Origin of the sequence: Streptomyces phyllanthi (genome assembly GCF_009377205.1) — a bacterium.
Classification (GTDB): domain Bacteria; phylum Actinomycetota; class Actinomycetes; order Streptomycetales; family Streptomycetaceae; genus Streptomyces; species Streptomyces phyllanthi.
This window is the reverse complement of record NZ_VJZE01000323.1, coordinates 1-10,641: the sequence shown is the minus strand read 5'-3', so window position 1 is coordinate 10,641 and position 10,641 is coordinate 1. Positions and strand designations below refer to the sequence as shown.

Genomic DNA, 10,641 nt, shown 5'->3' with positions numbered 1-10,641 from the left:
GGCGGGGCCGTGCTCGCGGCGCGGGTCGAGGAGCGGCTCGGGCGGATGTCACCGCTGCCGACCGAGGTGCGGGCGAGCGTGCTCGGCGGGGGTGCCGTGGCGCGCGGGGCGCTGCTGATGGCGCGGGAGGCCGCTCAGGACGAGCTCTTCGCACCGCCGCCTTCGCGATAGCCAGGACCGACGACCCCTGCTCGCCGGACCTACCGCGAGCGCCCCCGACTCACCGCGATGGCCACTGGCCCCACCGAGAGGGTCGCCGGCCCCGGCGCGAAGGCCGCCGACCCCAACCGCGAAGGCTCCCACACCCACCGCACAGACCACCGGCCCCACCGCGGAGCCCCCCTCGACCCCGGCAGGAGCTCAGCGCCGCCCGGCCCCGAACCGTGCCGCCAGATACTCCTCGAACGTGCCCTTCCCCGCGGCCCGTTCCGGCGTGAGATGGCCGCCTGCGCGGAAGCCGCTGTACGCCTTGCCGGCCAGGGGGACGCTGACCACCGGCCGCCGGCGACCGGTGGCCGCCAGATAGGCACGGGCCAGCTCCGGGAACGTACGGACCACCGGCCCGCCCATGTCCTCGACCCGCCCGGCGGGGGCGCCCGTGGCCAGCTCGGCAAGGCGGTCGGCAACCTCGGCGACGGCGATCGGCTGGTCGCTCACCCCGGCCGGCAGGACCATGACCGGCGGCTTGGACAGCGCCTGGAAGAGCGTCACGAGCAGGTCGTGGAACTGGGTCGCGCGCAAAATCGTCCAGCCGAGCCCCGACTGCTCGATCTGCCGCTCCACGGCGAGCTTGCTCCGGTAGTAGCCGAACGGCACCCGGTCGACGCCGACGATCGAGATGTAGACCAGATGGCCCACGCCCGCCCGGCGCGCGGCCGTGATCAGGTTCGTCGCCGCCTGCTCGTCGCCCCCGCGCGGGCTGCTCGCGCAGTGCACCACCGTCTCCACGCCCGCCACGGCCTCGTCCAGTCCGCTGCCGCCCTCGCGCAGGTCGACGGCGTACGGCCGGCTGTGCCGACTGAGCACCCGCACCTCGTGCCCCTCCGCGTCCAGCCGCTCGGTGACGAGCCGGCCGAGTGTTCCGGTACCGCCGGTCACCAGGATCGTGGTCATGCTGTCCATCCCCTTCCGTCACCGGGCGCCCCTTGTGGAACGCCCTCACACCAGATGGACCGGACAGCTCCCAAAAATGTGACACCGAGGACCGAAGCGTTCTCGGCAGGCGCTGCAGGCCCGCCGGCCAGGGGCTAAGAGCGCGTGAGCCGACGGCCGGCGAACTTCAGTTTGTCCGGGTTCAGTACGGCCCGCATGTGGGCGATCAGCCCGTCGCGCACCTCGAACGCGACGATGCCGACCAGCGTGTCGCCCGCCCACGCGACCAGTGCGGTGGCGCCGTTGATCTCGGCCACCGTGTAGTCCAGTCCGGCCGCGAACCGCTCGCGCCCGCCGGCCAGGAACCGCACGACCTTGTCGCGCCCCTCGATCGGCCGCAGGGCCGCGCTGACCTTGCCGCCGCCGTCGCTCCACCACGTCGCGTCCACCGTGAGCAGCTTCTCCAGGCCCGCCATGTCCCCGTCCCGGGCCGCCGCGAGGAACGACGTCACCAGCTCCTCCTGCCGCTCGGGCGTGGTCTCGAAGCGGCCCTCCGGCGCGGTCACCCGCCGCGCCGCCCGCCGGTACAGCTGGCGGCAGTTGGCCTCGCTCAGGTCGAGCACGGCCGCGATCTCACGATGGCCGTACGCGAAGGCCTCCCGCAGCACGTACACGGCCCGCTCGGTCGGGGTGAGCCGTTCCAGCAGCACCAGCAGGGCCATCGACACGGCGTCGCGCTGCTCGGCCGACTCCAGGGGGCCCAGCGTGCCGCCGTAGGTGGTGACCGGCTCCGGCAGCCAGGTGCCCGGGTACTGCTCGCGGCGGGCGCGGGCAGAAGTGAGGCGGTTGAGACAGAGGTTCGTGACCACTTTGGCCAGCCAGGCCGCGGGCTGCTCGACGGCCGTACGGTCCGTGCCGCTGAAGCGCAGGTACGCGTCCTGTACGGCGTCCTCCGCGTCCGCCGCCGAGCCCAGCATGCGGTAGGCCAGGCCGAACAGGCGCGGGCGGTGGCTCTCGAACTCGTGGGCGTGGGCGGGCGTCGTCACGCCCAACACCCTCGCAGACGGCCACGGGGACCCGGCGGCGGGGCAAGGGCCGTCGTCACCCGCCGCCGGGCCGCTCAGCGGGGCAGGCAGCCGTGATGGCAGACCTTAAGAGGACTAGACCAACGTGGTCAATGGTTCGGCGTCAATCCCAAGGGAGCTTCCCCGTGCGGCAGTTGGTCCTTCGCCGACCCCTCGCGTGCCGGCTCGTCGTCCGGCCGTCCGAAAAGTCCAGCGGCGTCATCTGTGAGGCACCCCACAGAATTCGGCCGCACGAGTGACGATCAGGCGTGGCACACTGGCCCTGTACCAGAAGCAGCGCACTCCGGGGTCGGTGAAAGTCCGAACCGGCGGTTACAGTCCGCGACCCGGTCGCTTCCAGCGGCCGGTTGACCAGGTGAAATTCCTGGACCGACGGTTAAAGTCCGGATGGGAGGCAGTGCGCGGCGGGCGGGCATTCGTGCGCGCCGCCGACTGTTTGTGGCCCGCGCTCGACGCGGGTCCTGCACGGCGTCGCACCCCAGTGCCGCGGTCCGTTCATATCTGTCGTCATCGACAGCCCCGGAGTCCGAGCCCCATGAGGCAGGAGGACCCGGGAAGTGTTCACCGGAATCGTCGAAGAGCTGGGTGAGGTCACCGCCGTCGAGAATCTCGGCGACTCCTCCCGCTTCCGCCTGCGTGGCCCCGTCGTCACGCAGGGCGCACAGCACGGCGACTCCATCGCCGTCAACGGCGTCTGTCTCACGGTCGTGGAGCACGAGGACGACTGGTTCACCGCCGACGTCATGGCCGAGACACTCGAACGCTCCAGCCTCGGCGCCCTGACCGTCGGCTCCCGCGTCAACCTCGAACGCCCGATGGCCGTGGGCGCCCGCCTCGGCGGACACATCGTGCAGGGCCACGTCGACGGCACGGGCACGGTCCTCGAACGCAAGCCGTCCGAGAACTGGGAGATCGTGAAGGTCTCGCTCCCCGCAGACCTCTCCCGTTATGTCGTGGAGAAGGGCTCCATCACCGTCGACGGCATCAGCCTCACCGTCGTCGACGCGGGCTCCGACTACTTCACGGTCAGCCTCATCCCCACGACGCTCGCCCTGACCACGCTCGGCCACAAGCAGGCCGGCGACCCCGTCAACCTCGAGGTCGACGTCATCGCCAAGTACGTCGAGCGGCTGCTGGGCACCCAGGGGGCCGCGCGGTGAACTGGCTCAACTCCGAGGCGTTCACACTCTTCGGCCAGCGCATCATCTGGACCGACATGGTGGGCAACATCTTCGGCCTGGCCGCCCTCGCCCTCGGCTGGCGGCGCTCCATCTGGACCTGGCCCGTGCAGTTCCTGGCCGGCCTCGTCCTCTTCGGGGCCTTCGCGGGCCACCTCACCGGCAGCGCCGGCAAACAGGTCGTCGTCATGGCCGTCGCCGTGTACGGCTGGTGGCAGTGGAACCGGGGCCAGGGACAGACGGGTGACGGCTCCATCGCCGTGCGGTTCGCCACCTGGCGCGAGCGCGGCTACCTGATCGGCGGCGCCGCCCTCGGCACCCTCGCGGTCGGCGGCCTCTTCACCGCCTACCCGGCTCTGTCCTGGGACCCCTGGCCGGACGCGTACATCTTCGTCGGCACCATCGTCGCCATGTACGCCCAGGCGCGCGGCATGGTCGAGTTCTGGTTCGCCTGGCTGCTGGTCGACCTGGTGGGCGTGCCGCTCAACTTCGCCAACGGCTACGCGTTCTCCGCATTCGTCTACATCATCTACGGCGCGCTCGTCCTGTGGGGCATGCGCGACTGGTGGCTGCGCTCCCGCCGGCCCGCCATGGAAGGAGCCCCCGCATGAGCACGGCGACGATCCTCTACAGCACCGACGGCATCGAGGACTTCACGCTCGACCCGGTCGAGCGGGCCATCGCGGACATCGCCGCCGGACGCCCGGTCGTGGTCGTCGACGACGAGGACCGGGAGAACGAGGGCGACCTCGTCATCGCCGCCGAGAAGGCGACGCCCGAGATCATCGCCTTCATGATGAGCGAGTGCCGGGGCATGATCTGCGCGCCCATGGAGGGCGACGAGCTCGACCGGCTCGAACTGCCCCAGATGGTGCAGCACAACACCGAGTCGATGCGCACCGCCTTCACGATCACCGTCGACGCCTCGCCCGAGCACGGCGTCACCACGGGTATCTCCGCCTCCGACCGCGCCACCACACTCCAGCTGCTGGCGAGCGGCACGGCACAGCCGGCCGACTTCGTCCGGCCCGGCCACATCTTCCCGCTGCGCGCCAGGCCCGGCGGCGTGCTCGTGCGCAACGGCCACACCGAGGCCGCCGTCGACCTCGCCCGGCTCGCCGGACTGCGCCCCGCGGGCGCCATCGTCGAGATCGCCGGCGAGGACGGCCGTATGCTGCGCCTGCCCGAGCTGATCCCGTTCGCCCGCAAGCACGGCCTGACGATCATCTCCATCGAGGACCTCATCGCCTACCGCCGTTCCCCCCAGCTCCCGGCCCCCTCCGAGCAGGTGACGCTCCCGTCCGCGCCCACGGTCCGCCGCGAGGCCCGGACCCAGCTGCCCACCGCCTTCGGCGACTTCACGGCGTACGGCTACCGCTCCACCATCGACGGAGTCGAGCACGTCGCCCTCGTCCACGGCGAGATCGGCGACGGCGAGGACGTTCTCGTGCGCGTCCACTCCGAGTGCCTCACCGGCGATGTCTTCCACTCCCTGCGCTGCGACTGCGGCCCCCAGCTGGAGGCCTCCCTGGAGCGCATCCACGACGAGGGCCGGGGCGTGGTGGTCTATCTGCGCGGCCACGAGGGCCGCGGTATCGGCCTGCTGTCCAAGCTGCGCGCGTACGAGCTCCAGGAGCGCGGCCGGGACACCCTCGACGCCAACCTGGAACTGGGGCTGCCCGCCGACGCCCGGGACTACGGAGCGGGCGCCCAGATCCTGGAGGACCTCGGCGTCCGCAGCCTGCGGCTGATGACGAACAACCCCGAGAAGACCCACGCGCTCGTCCGGCACGGCCTCGAGGTCCTCGGCCGTGAGCCGATGCCCGTCCAGGCGGGCGAGTACAACCTCCACTACCTGCGCACCAAGCGCGACCGTATGGGGCACGACCTGCCCTGGCTGGACACGCCCACCGTGTCCACCTGCGGCACCCAGTAGGACCAGCAGGCCGAGCAAGACCGGCAGGACAAGCAAGACCGGCAGGACAAGCAAGACGATCCGGTACGAGAACCGAGGAGCAAGAGCAACGTGAGCGGCAAGGGCGCACCCGAACTGAGCGTGAAGAACTGCGGCGACCTCCGCGTCGCGGTCATCGCCGCCCAGTGGCACGAGAAGGTCATGGACGGCCTCGTCAACGGCGCCCTGCGCGCCCTGCGCGAGCTCGGCATCGACGAGCCGACCGTCCTGCGCGTCCCCGGCAGCTTCGAGCTCCCGGTCGTCGCCAAGGTCCTCGCGGGCCGCGGCTACGACGCGATCGTCGCCCTCGGCGTCGTCATCCGGGGCGGCACCCCCCACTTCGACTACGTGTGCCAGGGCGTCACCCAGGGGCTCACCCAGGTCTCCGTCGACACGGGAGTCCCCGTCGGCTTCGGCGTACTGACCTGCGACACCGAGGAGCAGGCCCTGGACCGCGCGGGTATCGAGGGCTCCAGCGAGGACAAGGGGCACGAGGCCGTGACGGCGGCGGTGGCGACCGCCGCCACGCTCCGCTCAGTATCTGAGCCGTGGCGCTAGGTCCGCCGGCACACGCGTAAAGTGGGCGCCACCATGTCCAAGAAGACGTTTGAGGAGCTCTTCACCGAGCTCCAGCACAAGGCCGTCCACGGCGACCCCGCCACCTCGCGCACCGCCGAGCTGGTCGGCAAGGGCGTCCACGCCATCGGCAAGAAGGTCGTCGAGGAGGCCGCCGAGGTCTGGATGGCCGCCGAGTACGAGGGCAAGGAAGCCGCCGCCGAGGAGATCTCGCAGCTGCTGTACCACGTCCAGGTGATGATGGTCGCGCGCGGGATCTCCCTCGACGACGTCTACGCCCACCTCTGAACCGCACCACCCGTTCCCGTATCCCTCCACGCAAAGGAAGCCCACCTCATGCTGCGCATCGCCGTCCCCAACAAGGGTTCACTGTCCGGCCCTGCGGGGGAGATGCTGCATGAGGCGGGCTACCAGCAGCGCCGCGAGTCCAAGGAACTGCGCATCGTCGACCCGGAGAACGAGGTCGAGTTCTTCTACCTCCGCCCCCGCGACATCGCGATCTACGTCTCCTCCGGCCGTCTCGACATCGGCATCACCGGCCGGGACCTGCTCATCGACTCCGGCGCCAACGCCGAGGAGATCCTTCCGCTCGGCTTCGCCCGTTCCACCTTCCGCTACGCCACCAAGCCGGGCACGGCGAACGGCGTGGAGGACCTGAACGGCATGACGGTCGCCACCTCCTACGAGGGCATCGTCGCCAAGCACCTCGCCGACCACGGCGTCGACGCCGCCGTGGTCCACCTCGACGGCGCCGTCGAGACCGCCATCGAGCTCGGTGTCGCCGAGGTCATCGCGGACGTCGTCGAGACCGGCACCTCGCTGCGCAACGCGGGGCTGGAGGTCATCGGCGAGCCCATCATGAAGTCCGAGGCCGTCGTGATCCGCCGGGTCGGCGCGGACGCCGAGGGGGAGGCGGAGCCCAAGGTGCAGCAGTTCCTCCGCCGTCTCCAGGGCGTCCTCGTGGCCCGGACCTACGTGATGATGGACTACGACTGCCGCGTCGAGCAGCTGGAGAAGGCCGTGGCGCTCACCCCCGGCCTCGAGTCCCCGACCGTCTCGCCGCTGCACAACGAGGGCTGGGTCGCCGTCCGCGCGATGGTCCCGGCCAAGGAGGCCCAGCGGATCATGGACGACCTCTACGACATCGGCGCGCGGGCCATCCTGACCACGGCCATCCACGCCTGCCGACTCTGAGGTCCGAGGAGCCGAATCCCATGCCGGACCTGCCCGCCCTCCCCGTCACCTTCCGGCCGGGCCGTACGCGGGCCGTGCTGCTGACCGCGGGTGTCGCGATCTTCGTGGTGATCACGGCGATCGCGATGCTGCTGCCGCAGCTCAGCCCGGGGGAGCGCCTCAGCTTCGTGTTCACCGGGGCACTGCTCTTCGGGGTGCTCCTGCTGCTCTCCCGGCCCAAGGTCGTCGCCGAGGAATCCGGGGTCACCGTCGTGAACATCGCGGGCAAGCGCCGTCTGGAGTGGGCGGAGATCCTGCGGGTGAACCTCCGCGTCGGCGACCCCTGGGTGTTCCTCGACCTCAGCGACGGCACCAGCCTGCCCGCGCTCGGTATCCAGCCGGGCATCGCCAAGCAGCGCGCGATCGAGGACGCACGGACGCTGCGGGCGCTGGCGGAGGCCCGCTCGATCGGCGACCGCGAGACGCCTCAGGGATAGCCCCCAGCACGTTTCAGGGTGGACTCAGGGGATTTGCCCCTGCCCGAGAACCGCTTGTCTTGATTAATCTGGTGGCGGAGGCGTGCCCCTTGCGCCACCGCCCCTGTCGTGCCGCCCGGCGGACAGGGGTTCCTTCTACCCGAGGAGTGACTCCCTCCGGCGATGGACGGATCGTCCTGTAGTACCTGCGCCGCCCCCTCCCGACACAGCGCGGACCGCGACCCTGAGGTCCGCGTCCCCGCGGAGGCGGCGGCATCATGACCATCCCCCTGCTGCTCCTCGGAGCGGCGTTCCTGCTGATTCTCGCCAACGGCTTCTTCGTGGCGGCCGAGTTCGGCCTTGTGACGGTCGAGCGACCGGACGCGGAGCAGGCGGCCGCCGAGGGCGACCGGCGGGCCCACAAGGTCGTGGGCGCGCTCAAGGAGCTGTCCTTCCAGCTCTCCGGCACCCAGCTCGGCATCACCATCACCTCGCTCGTCGTCGGCATGCTCGCCGAACCGGCGCTCGCCGGCATGCTGCACGGCCCGTTCACCGCGATCGGGATCCCCGAGGGCGCCGTGTCCGGTGTCACCGTGGTCGTCGGCATGCTGCTGGCCTCGGCCGTGCAGATGGTGATCGGCGAACTCGTGCCCAAGAACTGGGCGGTCTCCCGGCCGATGCAGGTCGCGCGCTTCGTCGCCGGCCCGCAGCACGCGTTCTCACGCCTGTTCCGGCCGGTGATCGCCGGGCTCAACGGGGTCGCCAACCGGCTCGTGCGCGCCCTGGGCGTCGAGCCCGCCGAGGAGCTGGCCTCCGCCCGTACCCCGGGGGAGCTCGTCTCCCTGGCCCGGCACTCCGCACGGGCCGGCGCACTCGAACAGGACACGGCGGACCTCTTCGTACGGACGCTGTCCCTGGCCGACCTGACCGCGGAGAACGTGATGACGCCACGGGTGAAGGTGAGCGCGCTGCAGTCGTCCGCCACGGCCGAGGACGTCGTGAACCTGACCCGGGCCACCGGTCTGTCCCGTTTCCCGGTCTACCGGGAGCGGATCGACGAGGTCGTCGGCATGGTCCATCTCAAGGACGCGCTGGCGATCCCCGCGCAGGACCGCCTGCGCACGCCGGTCGTCACCATCGCGAAGGCACCTCTCCTCGTTCCCGAGACGCTGCCCGTGCAGCCACTCCTGGCCCGGCTGCGCAGCGAACAGCCCATCGCGGTCGTCGTCGACGAGTACGGCGGCACGGCCGGTGTGGTGACCCTGGAGGACATCGTCGAGGAGCTGGTCGGCGAGGTGCGCGACGAGCACGACGGTCATGACCTGCCCGAGCTCGCCGCGGCCCCGCCCGAGGACGGGCGCCCCGCGTGGGACGTCGACGGCAGCTGCCGTGTCGACCTGCTCCGGCGCATAGGCCTCGAGGCGCCCGAGGGACCGTACGAGACGGTGGCGGGCCTGGTCGCCGACCTGCTCGGCCGCATCCCGGCACCCGGCGACAAGGCCGAGCTGCCGGGCTGGCGAATGTCGGTACGGCAGGTCGGCCACTATCGGGCCGAGCGGGTACGACTGGTCCGGACGGCGCCGGTCACGGAGGGCGCCATGGCTGTGGAGGGTGTGGCTGTGGTGGACGGTAACCCTGTGGCGAAGGGGGCGCCCGCGTTCGAAGGCATCCTGGTCACGGAGGCCGGCCCGGCCACGGCTCCCGCTGCCGCCGCGAATCCCACGGCCGCCGTGGGCACCGCTCCTGTCGTGGAGCCTGTCGCGGAGGCGGCCCGATGAGCGCGCTCCAACTCCTGTTCGCCCTGCTCCTCGTGCTCGCCAACGGCTTCTTCGTCGGTGCGGAGTTCGCTCTCGTCTCCGTCCGCCGCAGCCAGATCGAGCCGCTGGGGACCGCGCGGGCACGTCAGGTGCTGTACGGCCTGGAGCGGCTGCCGCAGATGATGGCGGCGGCCCAGTTCGGTATCACCGTCTGTTCGCTGACGCTGGGCGCGGTGGCCGAGCCCACGGTGGCGGGGCTGCTTGAACCGGTGTTCGAGGCGGTGCACCTCCCGCACGGCATGATCCACCCCCTGGGCTATGTGATCGCACTCGCCGTGGTCGTCTTCCTCCACCTCGTCATCGGCGAGATGCTGCCGAAGAACCTGGCGATGGCGGCGCCCGAGAAGACGGCGCTGTGGCTGAGTCCGGGGCTGGTCGCGTTCGCGCGCCTGTGCAAGCCGGTGACGGTGGCGCTCGGTGCCTGCGCGCGGGTGGTCCTGAAGCTCTTCAAGGTCGAGCCGAAGGACGAGGTGGAGGCCGTCTTCACGAGTGAGCAGCTCAACCGGCTGGTGGAGGACTCCGGCCAGGCGGGTCTGCTCGACCCCGAGGAGCAGGAGCGGCTGGAGGACGCCCTGGAGCTGGGCTCGCGCCCGGTGACGGACGTCCTGCTGAACCGCGACACGCTGGTCACGGTGGATCCGTCGGTCACCCCGGCGCAGGTGGTGGCACTGACGGCGCGCACGGGATACTCCCGCTTCCCGGTGGTCGCGGAGAACGGCGCCTTCATGGGCCGCTATCTGCACGTCAAGGATGTCCTCGACCTGGAGGACTCCGACCGCGCGGTACCCCAGCAGATCTGGCGCCCCATGACCACGCTCGGCTCCGAACTCCCACTGGACGACGCGCTCACGGCGATGCGCCGCGCTGCCACGCATCTCGCCCAGGTGACCGACGCGTCCGGGAGGATCGTGGGCCTGGTGACGCTGGAGGACGTACTGGAGCTACTGGTGGGCGAGGTAAGGGACCCGGCACACCGGGAACCGTCACCTCCCCGCACGAGCGCCACCCCAAGGGAGGCCCTGACCGGCTGACCGGGCAGAAAGCCCAGCTGCCCCCGCCGCCCGTCCCGTCCCAGGGGCGCTGCCCCTTCGTCCCCAACAGACCAGGGAGCAGCGCCCCTGCCCCCGGCTTCGGGCTCCGCCCGGGTTCCACAGGGGCTGAGTCCCCGGCTCCCGTTTCGAACCCCGTCCCAGTGCCGCAGGGTGCGTCTCCCGACACCCCCGACCCCCACCCGGCCGCAGGCCGACAAGCAGGGGCTGGGGGTGCAGCCCCCAGGGGACGGGGACGAGC

11 protein-coding genes, 1 pseudogene and 1 riboswitch are annotated in these 10,641 nt (G+C 71.3%); of the genes and pseudogenes, 10 read left to right on the top strand and 2 right to left on the bottom strand.

Going from position 1 to position 10,641, the window contains the following annotated elements; all coding sequences use genetic code 11:
* Positions 1-171 (top strand): annotated as a pseudogene (locus tag FNH04_RS32415) (ROK family transcriptional regulator); the annotation flags it as partial.
* A gap of 189 nt (positions 172-360) precedes the next feature.
* Here FNH04_RS32415 and FNH04_RS32410 read toward each other — a convergent pair.
* On the bottom strand, positions 361-1,113 hold the full coding sequence (locus FNH04_RS32410) for an SDR family oxidoreductase (RefSeq protein WP_152789429.1): 753 nt from the start codon (positions 1,111-1,113) through the stop codon (positions 361-363).
* A gap of 134 nt (positions 1,114-1,247) precedes the next feature.
* Positions 1,248-2,138: an RNA polymerase sigma-70 factor gene (locus FNH04_RS32405; protein ID WP_322724464.1), complete on the bottom strand. Its 891-nt coding sequence runs from the start codon at positions 2,136-2,138 to the stop codon at positions 1,248-1,250.
* A gap of 313 nt (positions 2,139-2,451) precedes the next feature.
* A riboswitch (FMN riboswitch) is annotated at positions 2,452-2,582 on the top strand.
* Between the two features lie 152 nt (positions 2,583-2,734).
* Here FNH04_RS32405 and FNH04_RS32400 point away from each other — a divergent pair.
* From FNH04_RS32400 to FNH04_RS32360, 9 genes are all read left to right on the top strand, one after another.
* Positions 2,735-3,337, top strand: coding sequence for a riboflavin synthase (locus tag FNH04_RS32400; protein WP_322724463.1), 603 nt, complete (start codon positions 2,735-2,737; stop codon positions 3,335-3,337).
* Entirely contained in the window at positions 3,334-3,966 is a 633-nt protein-coding gene (locus FNH04_RS32395) for a nicotinamide mononucleotide transporter family protein (protein ID WP_322724461.1), read from the top strand. Before FNH04_RS32400 ends, FNH04_RS32395 begins: the two co-directional genes overlap by 4 nt.
* Positions 3,963-5,291 (top strand): bifunctional 3,4-dihydroxy-2-butanone-4-phosphate synthase/GTP cyclohydrolase II, encoded by a 1,329-nt coding sequence (locus FNH04_RS32390; protein ID WP_152789427.1) that lies wholly within the window; start codon positions 3,963-3,965, stop codon positions 5,289-5,291. Before FNH04_RS32395 ends, FNH04_RS32390 begins: the two co-directional genes overlap by 4 nt.
* Before the next feature lie 90 nt (positions 5,292-5,381).
* On the top strand, positions 5,382-5,867 hold the full coding sequence (ribH, locus tag FNH04_RS32385) for a 6,7-dimethyl-8-ribityllumazine synthase (protein ID WP_322724457.1): 486 nt from the start codon (positions 5,382-5,384) through the stop codon (positions 5,865-5,867).
* Positions 5,868-5,900: 33 nt separating this feature from the next.
* Positions 5,901-6,173: a phosphoribosyl-ATP diphosphatase gene (locus tag FNH04_RS32380; protein ID WP_132853542.1), complete on the top strand. Its 273-nt coding sequence runs from the start codon at positions 5,901-5,903 to the stop codon at positions 6,171-6,173.
* A gap of 48 nt (positions 6,174-6,221) precedes the next feature.
* On the top strand, positions 6,222-7,079 hold the full coding sequence (gene hisG / locus FNH04_RS32375) for an ATP phosphoribosyltransferase (protein WP_152789426.1): 858 nt from the start codon (positions 6,222-6,224) through the stop codon (positions 7,077-7,079).
* 20 nt (positions 7,080-7,099) lie between these two features.
* The gene (locus FNH04_RS32370; RefSeq protein ID WP_152789425.1) at positions 7,100-7,555 is read left to right on the top strand and encodes a PH domain-containing protein; all 456 of its coding nucleotides are present in this window, start codon (positions 7,100-7,102) and stop codon (positions 7,553-7,555) included.
* A 257-nt stretch (positions 7,556-7,812) separates the two neighbouring features.
* Positions 7,813-9,312 (top strand): hemolysin family protein, encoded by a 1,500-nt coding sequence (locus FNH04_RS32365; RefSeq protein ID WP_228031739.1) that lies wholly within the window; start codon positions 7,813-7,815, stop codon positions 9,310-9,312.
* On the top strand, positions 9,309-10,382 hold the full coding sequence (locus FNH04_RS32360) for a hemolysin family protein (protein WP_152789424.1): 1,074 nt from the start codon (positions 9,309-9,311) through the stop codon (positions 10,380-10,382). Before FNH04_RS32365 ends, FNH04_RS32360 begins: the two co-directional genes overlap by 4 nt.
* Positions 10,383-10,641: the final 259 nt, after the last annotated feature.

What these genes read in the sequence shown, in the direction of transcription:
- FNH04_RS32390 (WP_152789427.1), top strand. Translation starts at nt 3,963, where the DNA reads ATGAGCACGGCGACGATCCTCTACAGCACCGACGGCATCGAGGACTTC.
- FNH04_RS32410 (WP_152789429.1), bottom strand. Translation starts at nt 1,113, where the DNA reads ATGACCACGATCCTGGTGACCGGCGGTACCGGAACACTCGGCCGGCTC.
- FNH04_RS32370 (WP_152789425.1), top strand. Translation starts at nt 7,100, where the DNA reads ATGCCGGACCTGCCCGCCCTCCCCGTCACCTTCCGGCCGGGCCGTACG.
- FNH04_RS32365 (WP_228031739.1), top strand. Translation starts at nt 7,813, where the DNA reads ATGACCATCCCCCTGCTGCTCCTCGGAGCGGCGTTCCTGCTGATTCTC.
- FNH04_RS32380 (WP_132853542.1), top strand. Translation starts at nt 5,901, where the DNA reads ATGTCCAAGAAGACGTTTGAGGAGCTCTTCACCGAGCTCCAGCACAAG.
- FNH04_RS32360 (WP_152789424.1), top strand. Translation starts at nt 9,309, where the DNA reads ATGAGCGCGCTCCAACTCCTGTTCGCCCTGCTCCTCGTGCTCGCCAAC.
- hisG (WP_152789426.1), top strand. Translation starts at nt 6,222, where the DNA reads ATGCTGCGCATCGCCGTCCCCAACAAGGGTTCACTGTCCGGCCCTGCG.